Here is a 21,719-nt window from a genome sequence, read left to right as displayed (position 1 = left end):
GCTCTCGGTGGCCGACGGGGTCAGCCCTCGTCGGCCAGGATCAGATACAGCTTCTTACGGGAGTCGTTGATGACCCCGAGCGCCTTCTGGCGCTGTTCGGCGGTGCCGGTCTTCCAGACCTGGCCGAACGCCTCCATCAGACCGAACCCGGCCTGGCGGATCTCGTTCATGCTCTCCCAGTCGACCCCGCGCCCGGCCTCTTCCCACGGGGCCTCGGCCCCGGATTCGGCTTCGGTGCGGCCGGCGTCGGTGAGCGTGAACAGCTTCTTGCCGCCCTCGCTCTCACTGGTGATCAGGCCCTCGTCCTCCATCATCTGGAGGGTCGGGTAGACCGAGCCGGGGCTGGGCTTCCACGCCCCGCCGCTGCGCTCGACGATCTCCTGGATCATCTCGTAGCCGTGCATCGGCCTGTCCTTCAGCAGAGCCAGGATCGACGCGCGGACATCCCCGCGCCGCGCCCTGCCCCGCGGACCGCCCCGGCCGCCGCGACCGGGCCCGAACGGTCCGCCGCCGAAGCCGGGACCGAAGGGCCCGAAGGCGGCACGCCGCCCCTCGAAGTCACCCCGACCGCGATGGCCGGGTCCGTGCTGTCCGTGCCCATGTCCATGTGAACGCATCGCTACGCTCCTTCCATCGTTGATCCGTCGCGATGCCTCAACGATATATCGGGACTGTTCGGTTAGCAACCCTCACCCCTCTCACGAATGCCGGATGGACGGGGCTGAGGGCCGGCCGGCCGGTCCACCGAAGAGGCCAATGAACCCGGATTGGCCTTGGCCCGCGGCCTGCTGTGGCCCGTACCGTCATGCCCATGCAGATGCGAATCGTCGACGCCTTCACCGACCGCCCGTTCGCCGGAAACCCGGCCGGAGTCCTGCTCCTCGACGCGTTCCCGGAGGATGCCTGGTTGCAGGACGTCGCCCGGGAGATCAACCTCTCCGAGACCGCCTTCGCGCACCCGCTGCCGCCCGGCGGCGAGGCCGACTGGGCGCTGCGGTGGTTCACCCCGGCGACCGAGGTGAGCATGTGCGGGCATGCCACTCTGGCCACCGCCCATGTGCTGCACACGACGGGCGCCGCGACCGGCACGGTCAGGTTCGCGGCCCAGTGCGGCATCCTCTCGGCGACCGCGCACGAGGGCGGGTCGATCACGCTCGACTTCCCCACCTCGCCGCTGACCCCGGTGGAGATCCCGGACGGCATCACCGAGGCGCTCGGGGCGCGGCCCCTGTCCGTCCACGACACCTCCGAGTTCATCGGAGACCTGGTCGTCGAGCTGGCGGACGAGCGGACCGTGCGGACCCTGACGCCCGACTTCAAGGCGCTGGCCGCGCACTCCAGGCGCGGCGTCATCGCCACGGCCGCGGCCGAGGGCCCCTCCCTGGGCTACGACTTCGTCTCGCGGGGCTTCTTCCCGGGCGTCGGCATCGACGAGGACCCGGTGACGGGCAGCGCCCACACCGCGCTCGCGCCGTTCTGGTCGGCGCGCCTGGGCCGCACCGAGCTGACCGGCCTCCAGGCCTCCGCCCGGACCGGCCTTGTCCGCACGTCGCTGCGGGGCGAGCGCACCCAGCTGACCGGTTCGGCGGTCACCGTCATCGAGGGCGAGTTGCTGACTGCGCCGTAGACATAGCCGTCACGAACTGCGGGGACGCGTAAGGGGCGTACGCAATAGCCGTACGCCCCTTACACCTTCATCTACGCGCGCGTGCACAGCAGCGGAAGTCACACCGTCGGGAGCCAGCTCACCTTCCCCGCGAGCAGCGCGTACCCGACGAACGCCCCGATGTCGAGCAGGGAATGGGCCACGACCAGCGGCCCGACTCGCTGCCAGCGGCGGTAGAGCAGGACGAACACGACGCCCATCGCCATGTTGCCGAGGAAGCCGCCGATGCCCTGGTAGAGGTGGTACGAGCCGCGCAGGACCGAGCTCGCCGCCAGTGCCGCGAGCGGGGCCCACCCCAACTGGCCGAGCCGGCGCAGCAGATACCCGACGACGATCACCTCCTCCAGCACGGCGTTCTGCACCGCCGACAGGACGAGCACCGGGTACTTCCACCAGACCTCCGGCAGCGACTCGGGGACGACCGTCAGATTGCCCCCGACCGCCCGCGCCACCAGATAGAACCCGAGCCCCGCGCTGCCGATCCCGGCCGCGATCAGCGCCCCTCTGCCGAGGTCCGGCCCGGGCCGCCTGCGGTCGAAGCCGAGCACCCGCAGACCGCCCGCCCCCTCCCGCAGCAGCAGGTGCGCGACGAGCGCCACGGGTACCAGCGCACTCGCGATGCCGAAGAGCTGCCAGGCGAGATCCAGCCAGGGCCGCCCGGGGGCGTACGAGGTGTTGAGTTTCGCCGCCTGATCCTTGAGGCCGCCCGGCTTGGTCAGCGATCCTACAAAGCTGATCAGCGCAGAAACACCGCTCGCACCGAGCGACAGGGCCAGCACGAGCACCGTCTCGGACCGCAAGATCCGCGGCGACACCCCCTGTTCGGGAAGAGAATCAGCCACACGTCCCGCCTCCACCTGCACACCTGCCTCCAGTTGACCGAACCCGTCCCATGCCCCCCACTGCCCCGCTAGGGTCTCGAATGAAAGTACGAAGATCGCGCGCGACAGGCCGGGGGGGCGAGCGCCACTTCGATGGTGCGGTCCCTCTTTTCCTTGTTCAGGATTCAAGGAGGGCACCACCGCCATGGGACGTCACAGCTTGCCCGACGAGTACGCGAACGAGGGAACCCGGGGCCGTCCGGCCACCGGCCGCCGCCGTACGGTCGTCGTCGCCACCCTGCTCGTGCTCGTCGTGGCGGGCGGCGCGGCGGTCGCCGCCAGCAGCGGACTGCTCTCCTTCGGCGACTCGTGCCGGGACTCCGCGGTGCGGCTGGATCTCGTCGCCTCCCCCGACGTCGCCCCGGCCGTCCGGTCCGTCGCCGAGCGGGCGCGCGCCGACAAGGTCACCTCCGACGGCTCCTGCATCGACGTCCGGGTCACCGCCCGCGAGTCGTACAAGGTGGCCGACACGCTCGGCGCGGGCCGCGACCCCGACTTCGCGGTGTGGATACCGGACTCGGCGCTGTGGGTGGACCGCGCCAAGGAGGGCGGCGAGAGCGTCCCGGTCGCCACGGCGGGCCACGTCGCCGCATCCCCGGTCGCGCTCGCCCTGGTGGCGCCCGCCGCCAAGTCCCTGGGCTGGCCGTCCCGCACGTACACCTGGGCCGAACTCGCCGCGGCCGCCACCCGCTCGGACACCCTGCGCCTGGGCGCGGCCGACCCGGCCCGCTCGGCCGTCGGCCTCCTCGCGCTGAGCAGCATCGGGCGCTCCACGGCCCGCCAGGGCGCGGACGGCGACACCAAGGCGGCGGCCGTGGCCAAGCTGCTCTCGCAGCGCACCTCCGACACCGACGCCCAGGCCGTCGACACGCTCGCCCGGGACGGCTCGGGCACCGAGAGCGGCAACCCGCGCCGCAACCAGGCCGTCGTCCTCTCCGAGCAGGCGGCGTACGCGTACAACACCGGCCGGGGCGCGGGGCAGGGGCTCGACCTCTTCTACCCGAAGGACGGGGCGCCGCTGCTCGACTACCCGTACACGATCGTCCGCGAGAGCCGGCTGAGCACCGACCGCAGCCGGGCCGCGATGCGGTTCCTGACGCTGCTCGGCGAGCCGGAGTCCCGGCGGACCCTCACGAAGAGCGGCTTCCGCACACCGGGCGAGGCCGTGGACGGGGCGGCCGTGAAGAAGGCGGGCGGGGCCGCGCCGCAGCCCTACGCCGCATCCACCGCGGAGGCCCCGTCCGCCAAGGAGCTCCAGGAAGCCCTCGGGATGTGGACGATCACCGTGCAGAGCGCCCGGCTCACCACCGTCGTGGACGCCTCGGGGTCGATGGCCGCGCCCGTGCCCGGCGCGGGCGGGCGGTCGCGGATGGACGTCACCAAGGCCTCACTGCTCCAGGCGCTGGCGCAGTTCACGCCCGAGGACGAGATCGGCCTGTGGGACTTCGCCACCCGCCTCGACGGCTCGCGCGACTACCGCGAGCTGGTGCCGACCGCCCGCCTCGGCGACCCGGTCAAGGGCGGGCGCACCCAGCGCGACCGGCTGGCCGCCGCCTTCGGCGCGCTCCAGCCGGTGCCGGACGGGGCGACCGGTCTGTACGACACGACGCTCGCCGCGTACATGCAAGCCACCGCGGGCTACCGGCCGGGGAAGTTCAACGCGCTGGTGATCCTCACGGACGGCGCCAACGAGGACCCCGGCAGCATCTCGCGCGGCGAGCTCGTCACCCGGCTCCAGAAACTCTCCGACCCGGCGAAGCCCGTGCCGATGATCGCCATCGCGGTCGGCCCGGACGCGGACGGGGAGGCGGTCAAGGAGATCGCCCGGGCCACCGGCGGCGCGGGGTACCAGGTCACCGACCCGGCCGAGATCCAGGCGGTGATCCTGAAGGCCATCATGACGGTGGGTCAGGGTGGCCGGGCGGGCTGAGGAGCCCGCCCGCGCCCCCCTCACCCGCCCCTCACCCCCGGCGCCGGGAAACCCACCGGCCAGGTGTGGACCGGCTCGCCGCCGTGCATCAGGTCGCGGTAGCGCCGGGTGGTGGCCGCCAGCGCCGCCTCGCGGGTCAGACCCGCGTCGAGGGCGCGGTGGTACGTGTCGACCTGCCAGGACGCCCCGTTGACGCGGCGCCGGCAGCGCTCCTCGATGACGCCGAGGTAGTGGTCCCGGTCGGCCGGCTCCACCCCCCACGCGTCGAGCCCGGCGTGGGCCAGCGGCAGCAGCTCGTCCCGGACCAGCTTGACGGCCGGTACGCGCGCGACGCCGCCCGCCCTGCGCGGCACCGGCCACAGCAGTTCGGCGTCGATGCCCTGGCGGCACGCCGTCTCGAAGTTGGCGGCCGCCACCGCGAACGGCATCCGGGTCCACACGGGCCTGCTGTCCTCGGCGAGGGAGCGCACCAGCCCGTAGTAGAAGGCCGCGTTGGCGATGACGTCGGTGACGGTGGGCCCGGCCGGGAGCACCCGGTTCTCCACCCGCAGATGCGGCACGCCGTGCGCGATCCCGTACACCGGGCGGTTCCAGCGGTAGATCGTCCCGTTGTGCAGGACGAGTTCCTGGAGCGTGGGCACCCCGCCGGCGGACAGCACCCGCAGCGGCTCCTCCTCGTCGCAGATGGGCAGCAGCGGCGGGAAGTAGCGCAGGTTCTCCTCGAACAGCTCGTACGCGGAGGTCACCCAGCGCTCGCCGAACCAGGTGCGCGGGCGTACGCCCTGGGCGCGCAGTTCCGGCGGCCGGGTGTCGGTGGCCTGCTCGAACAGCGGCGGCCGCGACTCGCGCCACAGCTCCCGGCCGAACAGGAAGGGCGCGTTGGCCCCCACCGCGATCTGCACGGCGGCGATGGCCTGCGCCGCGTTCCACACCGCCGCGAACCGCGCCGGGGTGACCTGGAGGTGCAGCTGTACGGAGGTGCAGGCGGCTTCCGGGGTGATGGAGCCGGAGGTGCAGACGAGGCGTTCGACGCCCTCGATGTCGAGGGTGAAATCCTCGCCGCGGGCCGCCACGATCTGATCGTTGAGCAGCACATAGCGATCGGAATTCGAAAGGTTCGCGGATACGAGGTCCTGCTGGCTGATCGTCGGGAGAATTCCGATCATCAGGATCCCGGCACCGACCTCGCCCGCTTTGCGCTCGGCGTACCCGAGGCCGGTCCGCAGCTCCTCGGCGAGCTGATCGAAAACCCGGCCGCCGAGCGGGTGCGGAGCAATATTCACTTCGAGATTGAACATCCCGAGTTCGGTCTGGAAATCCTTGCTCGCAATCCTCTCGAGAACCTCCGCGTTCATCATGCGCGGCATACCGTCGGGCCCCACGAGATTCAGCTCGATCTCCACGCCCATCAGATTCCTCGGACGATCGAACCTCCGTTCGGTCAGGAGCCGCCCCAGCCCCTCCAGGCACTGCTGGAGCTTCTGCCGGTACGCGTGCCGATCGGACAGGTCGAACTCGCCCGCCACGACCTTCTCACCCATCGGGGCGTCCCTCCTCGAATGGGCAGCCGGCCCGGCCGGCCGCGTGCGTCACGGTCGATAATGCCCAGGCTGGCTGATCCATAACGCCCCATGGAAGGGGGCCTGCCGGTAAGCTGGTACGAACCGTCCCCGGGCACATGCATTCGGCATACAGCAACCTGCGCATACCACCGCTTCGGGAATCGTGATAAACACCGACGGGTTTCGGCCTACCGCCGTCGCAGGAACTTTCCAGGCCAGTCCGGTGCCCCGTTCCTCGAATCGGGATGAATGCCGCATCACAAGGACCGGAATGCGACTTGCCCGCAATACAGGCGACAGCTAGATGAAACACGCCCTGAACACGTGTCGTATAAACTTCGCGAGCGAGGCAGAGAGTTGGCGCCCCGGCCAATGTCCCCCGGCCCCCCTCTGACCCCGTATCACCGCAGACAGCGCCGTCCGCACCGCCCACGCACCAACGTGTCTCCGAAGTGAGAGGCGACCCACCATGCCGCTGCATGTTCCCCCGGCTCCCGCGCCCGCCCTGCGCAGCGTCCTCGCGGCACTCGGTTCCCCCACCGCCGTCCGCGCGGCGCGCACCCCCGCCCTGCGATCCGCCCAAGGTCCGCTGACTCCCGAACTCCCGCTCCCCGTCCATGTGCTGGACCGGATCACCCCGAGCGCCCGCGCCCCGCGCAGCCGCCTGGCCGGCTGGCGCTTCCTGATCAGCGACGGAGAGCGCGCGGTCGCGGCCGCGGACACCATGCTCACCCCGGACGGCTGGGCCTTCTCGCACTTCTTCGAGGGTCCCTACATCGCCTCGACCCAGCACGCCCTGCGCCAGGCGGAGGCGCTGACCATGGACTTCGAGCCCCGGCTGCTCTCGGTGCCGGAGCTGTACATGCTCACCCTGTGGCTGCGGCGCGACATCACGTCCGACCCCGCCTCCGGCGATCTGGACCCGGCCGACCTGCTGGTGCCGCTGGCGCCCGCCCCGCCCGGCATCTGCGCCCACCGCCCGCACCAGGTCTCCGAGCTGCTGCCGGTGATCACCCTGCGGCTCACCCCCGCGCCTCTGCTGAGCCAGCCGGTCTGACGCGCCGCCCACCTGTCGGCAGGTACGCGCCCACAGCGCTCCGGAGCCCTCTTCGGCCCGGGGCGCTGCGCCGTGCGCCCGTACGCGTCCTCCGTACGGGCTAGCCCGTAACGGTCAGCACGAACCACCCGAAGAGGCTGGGCAGTTGAGTTGAACCGGCCGCACGAGTGATGCGTCAATATGCAGTAGGAAGTGGTGCCGCGAAATCCCTGCGGATTGACGCCCGTAGGGCAACACTGGGAGCGGACCGACCGACTTAGCAACGGGGGGCGGCCATGAACACCGCATCGAGCCGCAGGACACTCACTACTACGACGCAGCGAAAGAACGCATCCATGTGCCAGCACCAGCCAGCCTGCCCGACAGCCGACTCCGCCGACCGGGAGGCCGCGCAGCTCGTGGCGCACCACCCGGAACAGGGCTGGAGCCTGCTGTGCAACGGCGTCCTGATCTTCGAGGACACCGGGGAGCTGCTGCCGGACGGGCGGATCATCGCCCCGCACCGGGCGCTGACAGCTGGACAGGTGGCGAAGGCCGCCTAGCACGGCACCGCCGGCACGGACACGCACACCGCACAACCGAACAGCACGACACGAAAAGAAGGGGCCGGCCCGGGGAGAAACACCCCCGCACCGGCCCCGACGTATGTCAGCCGTAGACGGCTCTACATCAGTTGTCGTACTCGTCCAGCGGCGGGCAGGAGCAGACCAGATTGCGGTCGCCGAAGGCACCGTCGATGCGGCGCACCGGCGGCCAGTACTTGTCGGCGGCCGAGACCCCGGCCGGGAAGACGGCCTCCTCGCGGCTGTACGCGTGGTTCCACTCGCCGCCGAGCGCCGCCGCGGTGTGCGGGGCGTTGGCGAGCGGGTTGTCGTCGGCGGGCCACTCGCCCGAGGCGACCTTCTCGATCTCGGCGCGGATCGCGATCATCGTCTCGCAGAACCGGTCGATCTCGTTCAGGTCCTCGCTCTCGGTCGGCTCGATCATCAGCGTGCCGGCCACCGGGAACGACATCGTCGGCGCGTGGAAGCCGTAGTCGATCAGACGCTTGGCGATGTCGTCGACGCTGACGCCGGTCGACTTCGACAGCGGCCGAAGGTCCACGATGCACTCGTGCGCCACCAGGCCGTTGGGGCCGGTGTAGAGCACCGGGTAGTGCGGCTCCAGGCGCTTGGCGATGTAGTTGGCCGCGAGCACCGCGACCTGCGTCGCGCGCTTGAGGCCCTCGCCACCCATCAGACGCACGTACGCCCACGAGATCGGCAGGATGCCCGCCGAGCCCCACGGGGCGGCCGAGATCGGGCCGACGCCCGTCTCGGGACCGGCCGTCGGCTGGAGCGGGTGGTTCGGCAGGTACGGCGCGAGGTGCGCGCGCACACCGACCGGGCCGACGCCGGGGCCGCCGCCGCCGTGCGGGATGCAGAACGTCTTGTGCAGGTTCAGGTGCGAGACGTCGCCGCCGAACTTGCCCGGCTTGGCGAGGCCCACCAGGGCGTTGAGGTTGGCGCCGTCGACGTAGACCTGGCCGCCCGCGTCGTGCACCTCGCCGCAGATGTCCGCGACGTGCTCCTCGAACACACCGTGCGTGGACGGGTAGGTGATCATCAGTACCGAGAGCTCGTCGCGGTACTGCTCGATCTTGGCGCGCAGGTCGGCGATGTCGACCTCGCCGTCGTCGGCGGTCTTCACCACGACGACCCTCATGCCGGCCATCACGGCGCTGGCGGCATTGGTGCCGTGCGCGGAGGACGGGATGAGGCAGACCGTGCGCTGCTCGTCGCCGTTGGCCCGGTGGTAGGCGCGGACCGCGAGCAGCCCCGCGAGCTCGCCCTGCGAACCGGCGTTGGGCTGGATCGACACCGCGTCGTACCCGGTGACCTCGGCGAGGCGCTCCTCCAGCTCGTGGATGAGCGTGAGGTAGCCCCCGGCCTGCTCGGCCGGCGCGAAGGGGTGCATCTGGCCGAACTCGGGCCAGGTGACCGGCTCCATCTCGGTGGTCGCGTTCAGCTTCATGGTGCAGGAGCCGAGCGGGATCATGCCGCGGTCCAGCGCGTAGTCGCGGTCGGCGAGCTTGCGCAGGTAGCGCAGCATCGCGGTCTCGGAGCGGTGCTGGTGGAAGACCGGGTGGGTCAGGACGTCGTCGGTGCGCAGCAGCGCGCCCGGCAGCGTGTCCGCGGCCGCGGCATCCAGCGCCTCGATGTCACCCTCGGCGCCGAAGGCGGCCCAGACGGCGGCGACGCGGTCGCGGTCGGTGGTCTCGTCGCAGGCGATCGAGACGGTGTCGGCGTCGACCAGGTACAGGTTGACCCCGCCGTCACGGGCGGCGGCGACGGCGTCGGCGGCCTTGCCGGGGACCCGGACGGTCAGCGTGTCGAAGTACGAGCCGTGCACGACCTCCACACCGGCGGCGCGCAGCCCCTCGGCGAGGATCACCGCGTACCGGTGGGTGCGGCGGGCGATCTGCCGCAGGCCGTCCGGGCCGTGGTAGACCGCGTACATGCCCGCCATGACGGCGAGCAGGACCTGCGCCGTACAGATGTTGCTGGTGGCCTTCTCGCGGCGGATGTGCTGCTCGCGGGTCTGCAGCGCCAGGCGGTACGCCCGGTTGCCGTCCGCGTCGACGGAGACGCCGACCAGGCGGCCGGGCAGGCTGCGGGCGAACTTCTCCTGGACCGCCATGTAGCCGGCGTGCGGGCCGCCGAAGCCCATCGGGACGCCGAAGCGCTGGGTGGTGCCCACCGCGATGTCCGCGCCGAGCTCGCCGGGCGAGGCCAGCAGGGTCAGGGCGAGCAGGTCGGCGGCGACGGTGACGATCGCGCCCAGCTCGTGGGCCTCGTCGATGACCGGCTTGAGGTCGCGGACCTGGCCGGAGGCGCCCGGGTACTGGAGCAGCACACCGAAGACACCGCGCTCGGCCACCTCGGCCGGGATGCCGTGGCTCAGGTCGGCGACGACGACCTCGACACCGGTCGGCTCGGCGCGCGTCTCTATGACGGCGACGGTCTGCGGCAGCGTGTCCGCGTCGACGAGGAAGACCCCGCCCTTGACCTTGCCGACCCGGCGCGAGAGCGCGAGCGCCTCGGCGGCCGCGGTGCCCTCGTCGAGCAGCGAGGCGCCGGAGGTGGGCAGCCCCGTGAGGTCGGCGACGACGGTCTGGAAGTTGAGCAGCGCCTCCAGACGGCCCTGCGAGATCTCCGGCTGGTACGGCGTGTACGCGGTGTACCAGGCCGGGTTCTCCATGACGTTGCGCAGGATCACCGGCGGGGTGAACGTGCCGTAGTAGCCCAGGCCGATCATCGGGGCGAGGACCTTGTTGCGGTCGGCGAGGGTGCGCAGCTCGGCCAGGACCTCGGCCTCGGTGCGGGCGCCGGGCAGACCCAGCGCCTCGGCACTCTTGATCACGTCCGGCACGGCCGCGGCGGTCAGCTCGTCGAGCGAGCCGTAGCCGACCTGCGCGAGCATCTTCGCCTGGGCCTCGGCGTCCGGCCCGATGTGACGCTGCTCGAAGGGAATGCCACGCTCTAGCTCGGTGAGCGGCATGCGGTTGGCGGTCATTACGGAGGCCTCCTGGTCTGCACGACCTGCGAGGGGCACCACGGCGCGGGTACCCGGACGGCCTCCCCCTCTGTCATCTCAACCTGAGAGTTTCACCGGGGCGCGTGGGGGCGTCCCGGCTTTCACCGTCGGTGAGGAAGGGGCGCGCGCACGGGCGTATGCCCGCGCGTCCCCGTCCTGCTTTCCAGAGTGACCTCGTCCGCGCGGTACGTGGGCCTGAGAGATTCCGGGGAGGATTTGCTCCTTCGGCGCCTCCGGACTTCTTTCCGGAGGACTCTCCCGCGCGGGGTCAGCAGCCATCGCCAGGGTACCAGCGCGTTCAGGCCCTGATCCTTCGAGTGGCCGATGCCCGCGATGTGCACTTTCGTAGTGCTTACGAGCAGTTGCGACCAGTTGGAGGGACCGTGCAGACCGATATCGATCCGCGCAGCCTGATCGGCCGCAAGGCGTTCGACCGCAACGGCAACAAGATCGGCACGGTGGACGAGGTCTACCTCGATGACGCCACCGGAGTGCCCGAGTGGGCCGCCGTACGCACCGGCCTGTTCAGCCGGGACGCCTTCGTCCCGCTGGAGCCCAGCACCCTCGTCGACGAGGCGCTGCACATCCCCTACGACCGGGCGCTGATCAAGGACGCTCCCGACTTCGGCGTCGGCCGCCACCTCTCCCCCGAACAGGAGCTGCAGCTCTACCACCACTACGGTCTGGACATCGCCGCCCCCGATCCGCTCCCCGGCCCCGACCGGGACTTCGGACGGCTCGCGGGCGAGGAGGACGACACCTGACCCTCCACGTCACCCGCCTCCCCGGCCCCGGCCCCGGCCTCCGTCTCTGTCTCCGTCTCCCCGGGCCCGGCCACCAGCGGCAGCGGCTCGGACGGCTCCAGGTCGGGGTCGTCCACCCGGAACGTCCGCACCCGTCCGGGTGCGGTCGCCGTGGGCGTCTCGAACCGGACGGTCACCCGCCCCACCCCGCTGCCCTGCACCCAGCCGGGGCCGAACTCGCGGTGGCACACATCGTGCCCGGCCACCCAGCGCCGCTCGGCCGGATCCGCCGCCTCCGCCTGCTCGGGGGCGGTGGCCGGAGCCGACTCCTCCTCGGCGGCCTCCTCCCCTGCCTCCCGCTCACCGGCCGCCTGGGCGAAGAGGTCCTCCTGCGTGAAGTCCGCGAGGCCGCTGACCCCGACCCCGAGGAGGCGCACGCCACCCGTCGTGTCCACGGAGTCGAGCAGACGGCCGGCCGCCTCGCGCACCACCGCGGGGTCGTCCGTGGGCCCCCTGAGCGTCTCCGACCGGGTCAGCGTCGAGAAGTCGTACCTGCGGACCTTCAGGACGATCGTGCGGCCCGAGTGCCCGGACGCCCGCAGGCGCTGCACACACCGGTCGGCGAGCCGCCCCACCTCGTTCATCACCCGCACCCGGTCGTGCAGATCCACGTCGAAGGTGTCCTCGACCGACACCGATTTGGTGTCCCGCTCGGCCACCACCGGCCGGTCGTCGAGCCCGAGCGCCATCCGGTGCAGCGACGCCCCGTGCGCCTTGCCGAGCAGCCGTACGAGCTCGTCCTCGCCCGCCTCGGCCAGATCCGCGACCGTGGTCATCCCGGCCCTGCGCAGATGCTCCCCGGTCGCGGGCCCCACACCCGGCAGCGTCCTGACCGTCATCGGGGCGAGCAGCGCCCGCTCGGTGCCGGGCTCTATGAGCACCAGCCCGTCGGGCTTGGCCTCCTCCGAGGCGATCTTCGCCAGCATCTTGGACCCGGCGAGCCCCACCGACCCCGTCAGACCCGTCACCGCCCGGATGTCCTCCCGCAGCCGCTGACCGGCCTCACGGGCCGACTGCGCGTCCCACGCGACTCCCCCGGCCTCCAGGTCCACGAAGGCCTCGTCGAGGCTCAGGGGCTCCACCAGAGGCGACAGCCGCCCCAGCAACTCCATCACCTGTTCGCTGATCGAGCGGTAGAAGCCGAAGCGCGGCACCAGATACGCGCCATTGGGACAGAGCCGTCTCGCCTGGGCCATCGGCATCGCGGAACGCGCACCGAAGCGCCGTGCCTCGTACGACGCGGTGGCCACCACACCGCGCGGTCCGAGGCCGCCCACGATCACGGGTTTTCCGCGCAGGCTGGGCTTCGACGCCTGCTCTGCGGCGGCGAAGAAGGCATCCATGTCCAGATGCAGAATGGTCGGCGCGGCTCTCACATCACCGATGCTGCCTCACGCCACTGACAATCGGCCCCCGGCAGCCCCGCGGCCCCTCAGACCGCGCGGTTGCGGCGCCGGGCGAGCTCGTCGGCGGGGTTCTGCCCGACCAGCGTCTCGCCGGTGTCGACCCGCTCTCCGTGCAGCTGGGACAGGGCCGCCTCGACGTCGCGCCACACCACGCCGACCGCGATGCCGAAGACACCCTGGCCGCCCTGGAGCAGGTCCACGACCTCGTCGGGCGAGGAGCACTCGTAGACGGTGGCCCCGTCGCTCATCAGCGTCATCCGCTCCAGATCGCGGAAACCGCGCTCGCGCAGGTGCTGGACGGCGGTGCGGATGTTCTGGAGGGCGACCCCGGTGTCCAGGAACCGCTTGACGATCTTGAGGACGACGACGTCCTTGAAGCTGTAGAGCCGTTGGGTGCCCGATCCGTACGCCGGACGCACACTGGGCTCGACCAGGCCGGTACGCGCCCAGTAGTCGAGCTGCCGGTAGGTGATCCCCGCCGCCGCGCACGCCGTCGGCCCCCGGTATCCGACGGTGTCGGTGCCGGTGTCCTCCGCCGCACTGTCGTGAGGGGGGTACCCACTGCTAGAGCTCGGCCGAGAGCCTGGGGGCGGGTACGGCCCGCTCTCCCCCGGACGTCCGGGGGCCTCCCCTGCCGTACTGTCGCCGCTGCTTCTCACGCCGACCCTCCGTCCTAGAACTGCCCTCACGACGGTAGGCAGTCACTCGGGGTGCGTCAACGATCGCCACACTCGGCACGCCGAGTGATAATCACCCTGAGAGTGGTTTCGCGTACCCCTCTTCGGGGAAAGGCTACTCGAATGCGCCGGAGCCGCCCGGTGTTCAGGGCCCCGGCGCAGCGGCTCACTGACTGTTGGTGCCGAAGTCCTCGGGCGAGATCTGGTCGAGGAACTCGCGGAACTTCTCCACCTCGTCCTCCTGCTCGTCCGGGATCGCGATCCCCGCGTCGTCGAGCACCCCGTCACTGCCGTAGATCGGCGTTCCGGTGCGCAGGGCGAGCGCTATGGCGTCGGACGGACGCGCGCTCACCTCGACACCACTGGCGAAGACCAGCTCCGCGTAGAAGACACCTTCCCGCAGGTCCGTGATGCGGACCTCGGTCAGCTCCTGGCCCACGGCCTCCAGCACGTCCTTGAAAAGGTCGTGCGTCAGCGGCCGCGCCGGAGCCATCCCCTGCTGGGCGAAGGCGATCGCGGTCGCCTCCCCTGGACCGATCCAGATGGGGAGGTACCGATCGCCTCCCACTTCACGCAGGAGCACGATCGGTTGGTTGGAGGGCATTTCCACCCGGACACCCACGACGTCGAGCTCGTTCACACAGCAACCCTAGGACGTGCCCGGCAGGTTTGGGTAGTCGGGGACCCCCTGGCTCAGTGCAGCCGGACCCCGAGAGCGGTCTGGACCAGGGCGGCGTGGAGCCGCACGGACAGCGCCGCCAGCTCCCTGACGGTCGCCTCCGCATGCGCCCTGGTCTGCGGGTTGCGGTGCAGCCGCAGGGGTGCGACCACCTGTTCGACCAGACCGGCCTCGCGGTCGGCCGCCGCCTTCATGGCGCGAAGATGCCGCGGTTCCAGACCGAATCGGCCCAGGTCCGCCACGAGACGCGCCACGTTCACCGACTCGGCGTCGTAGCCGCCCTCGGGACCGGCCTTGAGCAGCCCGTAGGACTCCCACTCGGTCAACTCCGCCTCGGTGACCTCGGCGGCCACCAAAAGCTCCGTACGCCCCACACGGGAGGCCGTGCGGCGCTCCGGGTCCCCTTCGGCCCCGCCGTCCGGGAGATCGCCCGCGCCGCCCGGAGCGGGCATCACGGGCTGCTCTCCCCGGCTCAGTGCGTCGAGGTGCTCACGGATGACCTTCAGCGGCAGATAGTGGTCCCGCTGCATCCGCAGCACCTGGGCGAGCCGCTCCACGTCCTCGGGGCTGAACTTGCGGTACCCCGACGGCGTGCGCCGGGGCTCCACCAGGCCTTCGGACTCCAGGAAGCGGATCTTGGAGATGGTGACTTCGGGGAACTCCTCGCGCAGCTGGTTCAGCACGGTGCCGATGCTCATCAGCCGGTCGCCAGCGGTGGCGGTGCCGTTTCCGGCACCGCCCCTCGGTGTGTGCAGCATGGGCCTTCCCTGGATGGTTCTTCCCCTGAGGGGCCCCCGAACGGAATCTGCAGAGGGTCAGACGCCGCGCTGGCTCGCGTAGAACACCAGCCGGTACTTCCCGATCTGCACCTCGTCGCCGTTGGACAGGTCGATCGAGTCGATCCGCTCCCGGTTCACATACGTACCGTTGAGACTGCCGACGTCCGAGACGGTGAAACGGCCGTCCGCGCCCCGACGGAACTCCACATGACGGCGCGACACGGTCACGTCGTCGAGGAAGATGTCGCTCTGCGGATGCCGGCCCGCCGTGGTCAGCTCGCCGTCCAGCAGGAAGCGGCTGCCCGAGTTCGGCCCGCGGCGCACCACCAGGAGGGCGGAGCCCAGCGGCAGCGCGTCGACGGCGGCCTGCGCCTCCGGCGACAGCGACGGCAGCGCCGTCTGGCCCGTCACCTCGGAGTCGTACGCCTCCAGGCCGGAGATCGAGATCGTCGACGTGGTCTCCGCAGCACGCTCGGGAACCGCGCCCGGGCGCAGCGGCGCGCCACAGTTCGAGCAGAAACGGCTCGCCGCCGCATTGCTGTGCCCGCACCTCGTACACACCGGCATGGACGGATCCTCCTGCCCGGGCTGGACCGCGTGGGCGCTGGTCGCATACGGATCGCGCGCAAACCCTCCACCCGTACTTGATGGTTCCCCGAAACCTATGCGGCCGGGACCGGCAGGGTCAACAGAAGACACGCCCGGACCGCCCGGAATGTCACCACCGGGGCGGCCCACCTCATCGCGGAACAGCGGGCGCTCGCCGCCCTGCTCCTCCGTCTGTCCACGGCCTCGGGCACGGTGCCGGGCGGAGCCGCTGGCACCGTCCTCACGTGCGCTCTTGCCGAACAACTTCGCAAACAACTTCACGGGCGATTCCCCTTGACCGAAACAGACCCGCCCGTGGGGCAGGACGAACCCAGAATCAACACACCGGCCGACCCGGACATCCTCACAACGTCCGTATCCGCCAAACAGTTTCCACCACGCACCACGAGTTGGGTGCGCCGACCCCCCGCAAGCTCATGCCCTTGTGCGGTCGCTCGCATGCGGCCCCGCGTCACCGCGAGGACGACCGAGCGTAGTCAGGCCGCTTCGCAGGTCGCAAGGCATCCACGACGATCTTCTCGGAACGGACCACTGTGGCCGTGGCCTGCTCCTTCTCCAGAGTCTGCACCACACCGCCGGGGATGTTGAGCGCGGGTTCGAGATCCTGTGGCTTTCCGATCACCTTGAAGACATACGGAGCGGTGACTTTCCGGCCGTCGACCTCGATGCCCCCGTCGGCGTCCGAGAAGTACGTGTTGGCGACCACCCGGACGTCGTTGACCTGGATCGCCTCCGCGCCCGCGGCACGCAGCTCCTGGATGGTGTCGAGCAGTTTGTCCGCCTCGACCGCCTTCTTGGAGTCGGTGATGGTCAGCGTGATGCCGGGGCCCTGCGCCGCGACCGTACCGGCCAGGATCCCCAGCTGACGCTCCTTCTCCAGGGTCTGCTTACGCGCCTCCGCCGCCTGGTTCGAGCTGGTCTCCAGCTCGGTGCGCTGCCCTTCCAGCCGCTGCTTCTCGTCCTCAAGACGCTTGGTACGGGAGTCCAGCTCGTCCAGGATGCGTACCAGGTCCTCCTGGCGGGCCCCCCTCAGCGCGCTGTTGTCGCTGGTGGAGCGGACCTGGATGGCCAGTCCCAGGCCGAGCACGAACAGCAGCAGGGCGACGATCAGTTGGGCCCGGGTCACCCGCGGCGGCCACAGCCCGGCGGCCAGCCGCTGGCGGCCCGTCTGCTGCGGCCCCGACGGCTCCTGGGGCGCGGGGGCGGGCATCTCGGGCGCCGGGGGCGTCGCGGGCGCCTTCGGCGTGTCGGCCCGAGGGGGCTCCGGCACGGAAGGAGTGCCTCCGGCGACGGGTCCCGGGGTGCGCTCCGGGCCCTGCTCTGGGGTGTCTTCGCTGCTCATCGGCCTCACGCCCGGAAGACGTGCCGGCGGATGGCCGCGGCGTTGGAGAAGATCCGGATGCCGAGAACGACGACCACACCGGTCGACAGCTGCGCGCCCACGCCCAACTTGTCACCGAGGAACACGATCAGCGCCGCCACGACGACGTTCGACAGGAAGGACACCACGAAGACCTTGTCGACGAAGATGCCGTCGAGCATGGCCCGCAGACCGCCGAAGACGGCGTCCAGCGCGGCGACGACGGCGATGGGCAGATACGGCTCGACCACCGCAGGCACCTCGGGCCGGACCAAAAGTCCGACCACGACTCCCACGACGAGGCCAAGTACGGCGATCACGATGTGCCTTTCCCTGTGGCGGCCGCGCCCCTGCCGGCGCCCGTGGCCTGCGGCTGTGCTGTACGTACGATCAGGCTCGGCGCGGCCGGCAGGCGCACCTCGCCCTGGTCCGAAATGCTGGTACGGATGCCGTAGTTCTCCTGGAGCACATGGAGGTACTGACCGTCGGCGCTGTCCTGGAAGGCGGTGCTGAGCTTCTTCCCGTCCCCCACCGCGAGCACCGTGTACGGCGGCACCAGCGGCCTGTTGTCGACCAGTATGGCGTCGCCGGCCGCCCTGATCGCCGAAAGAGCGGTCAGCCGCTGCCCATTGATGGCCACGGCCTCGGCGCCGGACTGCCAGAGCCCGTTGACGATGCGCTGCATGTCCCGGTCGCGGACCCGGCCGGTGTCCGAGAAGCTGCTGTTCTCGCGCGGACCGCCGCCCCCGCCCGACTCGGTGCTCTTGGCGTCGTCGACGACCAGCTTCACACCGGGGCCGTACACCTCAGTCGCTCCTGACAGCAGCGCGACCAGTTCGCCCTGGTCACCGCCGTGCTTCTCCAGCGCCTTGCGCTGGCGGTCACCGACCTCGTCGCGCAGCGAGTCGACCTCTTTCTGGAGGTCGTCCGCCGCCTTGGTCTCCGCCTCCACACGCCCGATCAGCTCCTGGCGCTCCTTGGCGACCACCGGTGCCGTTATCCGCGCCTGCGCGGCGCCGATCGTCACCACCACGGCGGCGAGCACCAGACCGGCAGCCAGCCCGAGTTTCGCGCGCAGGGTGCGGGGCATGCCCTCCTGGCCCTCGGCCTTGCGGCGGGCCGTCGCCTCCGCGTACCCGTCGTCGAGCGCGTGGTCCATCACATTGGTCAGCAGCGACATGGACGCGTCGGGGCGGGACGGCGGAGAAGGCGTGCTCCGAACGGGGGGCTGCTGCGACATGCCGCACATCGTCGCACGTCGGCGCCCCTGCCGCCGAATGGCCCCACCGGGGCGCCGGGCGGCGTCCCACGACCCCGCCCGGTGCCCCCGAAGACCTCAGCGACCTGCGCTGTCCACGATCGCGGACCACTCGTCGAGCAGCGCCTGCGCGGAGGCGTCGTCGGGCCCCTCGGCCCACAGATGGGTGACCGCCTCGGCCGGGTCGGGCAGCACCATCACCCAGCGGCCGTCGGCCTCGACGACCCGTACGCCGTCGGTCGTGTCCACCGACCGGTCCCCGGCCGCCTCGACCACCCGCCGCATGACCATGCCCTTGACTGCCCACGGCGTCGCCAGGTCCCGGCGCAGTACATGCGCACGCGGTATCCGCGAATCGATCTGGCTGAGCGTCAGCTGCGTCCGCGCCACGAGGCCGATCAGCCGTACGAAGGCGGCGGCACCGTCGAAGACGCTGCTGAACTCGGGAATGATGAACCCGCCGCGTCCGTCGCCGCCGAAGATGGTCGACTCCTCACGGCCCACCCGCGTGAGGTCGTCGGGCGACGTGGTCGTCCACTCCACCTGCGTACCGTGGTACGCGGCGACCTGCTCGGCGATACGGGTCGTGGTCACCGGCAGCGCCACCCGCCCGCTGCGCCGCTCGGCAGCCACGAGATCGAGCATCACCAGGAGCGCCCGGTCGTCCTCGACGATCCGCCCGCGCTCGTCGACCAGCGAGAGCTTCTCCCCGACCGGGTCGAACCGCACACCGAACGCGGCCCGGGCCGAGGCCACGATCTCCCCGAGCCGCACCAGACCGGCCCGCCGCCCGTCCGCCGTCTCGGTCGGCCGCGACTCGTCGAGCCCCGGGTTGATGACGAGCGAGTCCACCTGGAGCCGCCCGAGCAGACTGGGCAGGACCAGCCCCGCACTGCCGTTGGACGCGTCGACCACAACCTTGAGTCCGGCCTCCGCGACACCCGTCGTATCGACCTTGCGCAGCAGGGACCCGGTGTACGAGTCGAAGACGCTGTTCGGGAACTGCAGGTCCCCGATCTCGCCGGGGAACGCCCGCCGGTACTCCTGACGTGCGTACACCCGGTCCAGCTTGCGCTGCCCGGCCTGCGAGAGGTCCGCGCCCCGCTCGTCGAAGAACATGATGTCCACGGAGTCCGGCACACCGAGCGAGGTCCGGATCATGATCCCGCCGGCACTGCCCCGCGCGGTCTGCTGTCTGGCCACCGGCAGCGGTACGTTCTCCAGGTCCCGGACGTCGATGGCACTGGCCTGGAGGGCCGAGATCACCGCCCGCTTCAGGGCGCGGGCGCCACGCGAGTGGTCACGGGCCGTCGTGACGGTGGCACCCTTCTTCAGGGTCGTGGCGTACGCACCGGCCAGCCGCACCGCCAGCTCCGGAGTGATCTCCACGTTGAGGATGCCGGAGACACCGCGCGCCCCGAAGAGATGGGCCTGGCCGCGCGACTCCCAGATCACCGAGGTGTTGACGAACGCACCCGCCTCAATGGTCTTGAACGGATAGACCCGGACATTCCCCTGAATGATCGATTCCTCACCGACCAGGCACTCGTCCCCGATGACGGCGCCGTCCTCGATCCGGCACGACCGCATGATGTCGGTGTTCCTGCCGATCACACAGCCGCGCAGATTGCTGTGCTGCCCGATGTAGACGTTGTCGTGGACGACGGCCTTGTGGAGGAAGGCCCCGGTCTTGACGACGACATTGGACCCGATGACCGTGTGCTCGCGGATCTCCACATCGGCTTCGACCTTGGCGTAGTCGCCGATGTACAGCGGGCCGCGCAGCACCGCGTCCGGATGGACCTCCGCGCCCTCGGCGACCCAGACGCCGGGCGAGATCTCGAAGCCGTCGATGTCGACGTCGACCTTGCCTTCGAGCACGTCGGCCTGCGCCTTCACATAGCTCTCGTGCGTGCCGACGTCCTCCCAGTAGCCCTCCGCGACATAGCCGTAGATGGGCTTGCCCTCCTTCATCAGCTGAGGGAAGACATCACCGGACCAGTCGACGGACACATCGGCGTCGACGTAGTCAAAAACCTCCGGCTCCATCACATAGATTCCGGTGTTCACCGTGTCCGAGAAGACCTGGCCCCAGGTCGGCTTCTCCAGGAAGCGCTCGACCTTTCCCTCTTCGTCGACGATGGTGATGCCAAATTCCAGCGGGTTGGGCACCCGGGTCAGGCACACCGTGACCAGTGCGCCCTTCTCCTTGTGGAAGTTGATGAGATCCGTCAGATCGAAGTCGGTGAGGGCATCACCCGAGATGACGAGAAAGGCATCGTCCTTCAGGGCCTCCTCGGCGTTCTTGACGCTGCCCGCGGTACCGAGGGGCTTCTCCTCATTGGCATAGGTGAGCTCCATTCCGAGCTCCTCGCCGTCGCCGAAATAGTTCCTGACCAGCGAGGCCAGGAACTGCACGGTTACGACGGTCTCATTGAGCCCATGCCGCTTGAGCAGCCGCAGCACATGCTCCATGATCGGCCGGTTTACCACCGGCAGGAGCGGCTTGGGCATGCTCGAGGTCATGGGGCGAAGGCGTGTTCCTTCGCCACCAGCCATCACAACGGCCTTCATGTCGGAAGCGTCCTCCTTGACGAGATGACGGTCTAGCCGACTGCACCCGTCCGGGTGGGCCCCCTGGCATCATGCGCGGACCCCTCTGCTCCGAAGGACCGCCGACGAGCTCAATCGGCCGCTGAGTCCGCCTTGACCAGCCGGCGGACCTGAACCACATACAGGATCCCTGCCCACCAATACAGACTTGTACCCCATCCGGCGAACGCCCATCCGAAAATCGCCGCCAGATCGGCGAGCCATCCGCTTCCGTCGCTCAGCAGAAGCAACGGGAAGGCGTACATGAGGTTGAACGTGGCCGCCTTACCCAGGAAGTTCACCTGCGGCGGCGGATAGCCGTGCCTGCGGAGGATTCCCACCATCACCAGAAGCATCAGCTCCCGGGCCAAAAGGGCAGCGGTCAGCCAAACCGGCAGGATCTCCCGCCAGGTGAGACCGACCAGCGTGGAAAGGATGTACAGCCGGTCGGCCGCCGGGTCAAGGAGCCGGCCGAGACTGCTGATCTGGTTCCAGCGCCGGGCGAGCTTCCCGTCCAGGTAGTCACTGACACCGCTCAGCAGCAGTACGAGCAATGCCCAGCCATCACTCTTGGGCCCGCCGAACTCGGGTCGGAGGATCAGCCACAGGAACACGGGTACGCCGACGAGGCGCGCCATGCTGAGGATGTTGGGGATGGTGAGCACCCGGTCCGTCTGAACGCGAGTCTCCTGGACCTCCACCCGGGGGCCTCCTGTGAAAGTGCCAACGATGCCCCCTGACCTTACCGGCAGCGGACGGGCACGAGTGCACAGGGGTACGGGTCCGAAAGGCCCTGAACGCAAAAATGCCTCAACCCCCGGCCCAAAAGGGCACGGGGGTTGAGGCTAAAGATTGTTCGGCGGTGTCCTACTCTCCCACAGGGT

19 protein-coding genes and 1 riboswitch are annotated in these 21,719 nt (G+C 70.4%); of the genes, 5 read left to right on the top strand and 14 right to left on the bottom strand.

From position 1 onward, the window contains the following. Positions 1-20 precede the first annotated feature (20 nt). Entirely contained in the window at positions 21-617 is a 597-nt protein-coding gene (locus ACZ499_RS18440; RefSeq protein WP_468676163.1) for a PadR family transcriptional regulator, read from the bottom strand. A gap of 194 nt (positions 618-811) precedes the next feature. Between ACZ499_RS18440 and ACZ499_RS18435 the strand changes: the two genes are divergently transcribed. After that, positions 812-1,627 (top strand): PhzF family phenazine biosynthesis protein, encoded by an 816-nt coding sequence (locus ACZ499_RS18435; protein ID WP_468676162.1) that lies wholly within the window; start codon positions 812-814, stop codon positions 1,625-1,627. A 98-nt stretch (positions 1,628-1,725) separates the two neighbouring features. Here the strand turns inward: ACZ499_RS18435 and ACZ499_RS18430 are convergent, their stop codons facing one another. Continuing rightward, a complete protein-coding gene (locus ACZ499_RS18430) occupies positions 1,726-2,529 on the bottom strand; it encodes a CPBP family intramembrane glutamic endopeptidase (RefSeq protein ID WP_468409637.1) in 804 nt (267 codons plus the stop codon). A gap of 163 nt (positions 2,530-2,692) precedes the next feature. Between ACZ499_RS18430 and ACZ499_RS18425 the strand changes: the two genes are divergently transcribed. Further along, positions 2,693-4,477 carry a substrate-binding domain-containing protein gene (locus ACZ499_RS18425; protein WP_468676160.1) on the top strand — a complete coding sequence of 595 codons (1,785 nt, stop codon included), beginning with the start codon at positions 2,693-2,695 and terminating at the stop codon, positions 4,475-4,477. A 20-nt stretch (positions 4,478-4,497) separates the two neighbouring features. Here the strand turns inward: ACZ499_RS18425 and ACZ499_RS18420 are convergent, their stop codons facing one another. Then, positions 4,498-6,018 carry a glutamate-cysteine ligase family protein gene (locus ACZ499_RS18420; RefSeq protein ID WP_468676158.1) on the bottom strand — a complete coding sequence of 507 codons (1,521 nt, stop codon included), beginning with the start codon at positions 6,016-6,018 and terminating at the stop codon, positions 4,498-4,500. A 490-nt stretch (positions 6,019-6,508) separates the two neighbouring features. On the opposite strand from ACZ499_RS18420, the gene ACZ499_RS18415 reads away from it, so the two are divergent. Together ACZ499_RS18415 and ACZ499_RS18410 are read left to right on the top strand one after the other, a co-directional pair. Further along, complete coding sequence (locus tag ACZ499_RS18415; RefSeq protein WP_468676156.1) at positions 6,509-7,096, top strand: hypothetical protein; 588 nt, start codon at positions 6,509-6,511, stop codon at positions 7,094-7,096. A gap of 335 nt (positions 7,097-7,431) precedes the next feature. Further along, entirely contained in the window at positions 7,432-7,638 is a 207-nt protein-coding gene (locus ACZ499_RS18410; RefSeq protein WP_067155431.1) for a DUF5999 family protein, read from the top strand. A gap of 127 nt (positions 7,639-7,765) precedes the next feature. On the opposite strand, the gene gcvP is transcribed toward ACZ499_RS18410, so the two are convergent. Next, positions 7,766-10,651, bottom strand: coding sequence for an aminomethyl-transferring glycine dehydrogenase (gene gcvP, locus ACZ499_RS18405; RefSeq protein WP_468676154.1), 2,886 nt, complete (start codon positions 10,649-10,651; stop codon positions 7,766-7,768). A gap of 194 nt (positions 10,652-10,845) precedes the next feature. Then, positions 10,846-10,943, bottom strand: a riboswitch (glycine riboswitch). A 112-nt stretch (positions 10,944-11,055) separates the two neighbouring features. On the opposite strand from gcvP, the gene ACZ499_RS18400 reads away from it, so the two are divergent. Beyond that, positions 11,056-11,436 (top strand): PRC-barrel domain-containing protein, encoded by a 381-nt coding sequence (locus ACZ499_RS18400; RefSeq protein WP_385534751.1) that lies wholly within the window; start codon positions 11,056-11,058, stop codon positions 11,434-11,436. Here the strand turns inward: ACZ499_RS18400 and ACZ499_RS18395 are convergent. The 10 genes from ACZ499_RS18395 to ACZ499_RS18350 all read right to left on the bottom strand — a co-directional run bounded on the left by ACZ499_RS18395 (position 11,349) and on the right by ACZ499_RS18350 (position 21,536). After that, the gene (locus tag ACZ499_RS18395; protein ID WP_468676152.1) at positions 11,349-12,851 is read right to left on the bottom strand and encodes a DNA polymerase IV; all 1,503 of its coding nucleotides are present in this window, start codon (positions 12,849-12,851) and stop codon (positions 11,349-11,351) included. The genes ACZ499_RS18400 and ACZ499_RS18395 overlap by 88 nt on opposite strands. Positions 12,852-12,907: 56 nt before the next feature. Then, positions 12,908-13,540, bottom strand: coding sequence for a MerR family transcriptional regulator (locus ACZ499_RS18390; protein ID WP_468676150.1), 633 nt, complete (start codon positions 13,538-13,540; stop codon positions 12,908-12,910). Positions 13,541-13,724: 184 nt separating this feature from the next. Beyond that, positions 13,725-14,198: a bifunctional nuclease family protein gene (locus ACZ499_RS18385; RefSeq protein ID WP_006123076.1), complete on the bottom strand. Its 474-nt coding sequence runs from the start codon at positions 14,196-14,198 to the stop codon at positions 13,725-13,727. Between the two features lie 53 nt (positions 14,199-14,251). Continuing rightward, entirely contained in the window at positions 14,252-14,995 is a 744-nt protein-coding gene (gene ftsR / locus ACZ499_RS18380; RefSeq protein ID WP_468676149.1) for a transcriptional regulator FtsR, read from the bottom strand. Positions 14,996-15,052: 57 nt separating this feature from the next. After that, positions 15,053-15,994 (bottom strand): FHA domain-containing protein, encoded by a 942-nt coding sequence (locus ACZ499_RS18375; RefSeq protein ID WP_468409679.1) that lies wholly within the window; start codon positions 15,992-15,994, stop codon positions 15,053-15,055. Positions 15,995-16,076: 82 nt separating this feature from the next. Further along, on the bottom strand, positions 16,077-16,967 hold the full coding sequence (locus ACZ499_RS18370) for a DUF881 domain-containing protein (RefSeq protein ID WP_468676147.1): 891 nt from the start codon (positions 16,965-16,967) through the stop codon (positions 16,077-16,079). Positions 16,968-16,972: 5 nt separating this feature from the next. Next, complete coding sequence (locus ACZ499_RS18365; protein WP_003970459.1) at positions 16,973-17,305, bottom strand: small basic family protein; 333 nt, start codon at positions 17,303-17,305, stop codon at positions 16,973-16,975. Continuing rightward, positions 17,302-18,225, bottom strand: coding sequence for a DUF881 domain-containing protein (locus tag ACZ499_RS18360; protein ID WP_385534741.1), 924 nt, complete (start codon positions 18,223-18,225; stop codon positions 17,302-17,304). The genes ACZ499_RS18365 and ACZ499_RS18360 overlap by 4 nt, the downstream gene beginning before the upstream one ends. Positions 18,226-18,321: 96 nt before the next feature. Next, positions 18,322-20,817, bottom strand: a complete 2,496-nt coding sequence (locus ACZ499_RS18355) for a sugar phosphate nucleotidyltransferase (RefSeq protein ID WP_468676145.1) — start codon at positions 20,815-20,817, stop codon at positions 18,322-18,324. A gap of 110 nt (positions 20,818-20,927) precedes the next feature. Beyond that, positions 20,928-21,536 carry a CDP-alcohol phosphatidyltransferase family protein gene (locus ACZ499_RS18350; protein WP_385534737.1) on the bottom strand — a complete coding sequence of 203 codons (609 nt, stop codon included), beginning with the start codon at positions 21,534-21,536 and terminating at the stop codon, positions 20,928-20,930. Between the last annotated feature and the right edge of the window lie 183 nt (positions 21,537-21,719).

This window comes from Streptomyces sp. NPDC031265, from assembly GCF_055570295.1.
This window is presented reverse-complemented; position numbering and strand designations above follow the sequence as displayed.

Excerpts from the sequence above, each read along its gene's own strand:
- ACZ499_RS18440 (WP_468676163.1), bottom strand. The coding sequence starts at position 617 with ATGCGTTCACATGGACATGGGCACGGACAGCACGGACCCGGCCATCGC.
- ACZ499_RS18435 (WP_468676162.1), top strand. The coding sequence starts at position 812 with ATGCAGATGCGAATCGTCGACGCCTTCACCGACCGCCCGTTCGCCGGA.
- ACZ499_RS18425 (WP_468676160.1), top strand. The coding sequence starts at position 2,693 with ATGGGACGTCACAGCTTGCCCGACGAGTACGCGAACGAGGGAACCCGG.
- ACZ499_RS18420 (WP_468676158.1), bottom strand. The coding sequence starts at position 6,018 with ATGGGTGAGAAGGTCGTGGCGGGCGAGTTCGACCTGTCCGATCGGCAC.
- ACZ499_RS18415 (WP_468676156.1), top strand. The coding sequence starts at position 6,509 with ATGCCGCTGCATGTTCCCCCGGCTCCCGCGCCCGCCCTGCGCAGCGTC.
- ACZ499_RS18410 (WP_067155431.1), top strand. The coding sequence starts at position 7,432 with ATGTGCCAGCACCAGCCAGCCTGCCCGACAGCCGACTCCGCCGACCGG.
- gcvP (WP_468676154.1), bottom strand. The coding sequence starts at position 10,651 with ATGACCGCCAACCGCATGCCGCTCACCGAGCTAGAGCGTGGCATTCCC.
- ftsR (WP_468676149.1), bottom strand. The coding sequence starts at position 14,995 with ATGCTGCACACACCGAGGGGCGGTGCCGGAAACGGCACCGCCACCGCT.
- ACZ499_RS18370 (WP_468676147.1), bottom strand. The coding sequence starts at position 16,967 with ATGAGCAGCGAAGACACCCCAGAGCAGGGCCCGGAGCGCACCCCGGGA.
- ACZ499_RS18360 (WP_385534741.1), bottom strand. The coding sequence starts at position 18,225 with ATGTCGCAGCAGCCCCCCGTTCGGAGCACGCCTTCTCCGCCGTCCCGC.
- ACZ499_RS18355 (WP_468676145.1), bottom strand. The coding sequence starts at position 20,817 with ATGAAGGCCGTTGTGATGGCTGGTGGCGAAGGAACACGCCTTCGCCCC.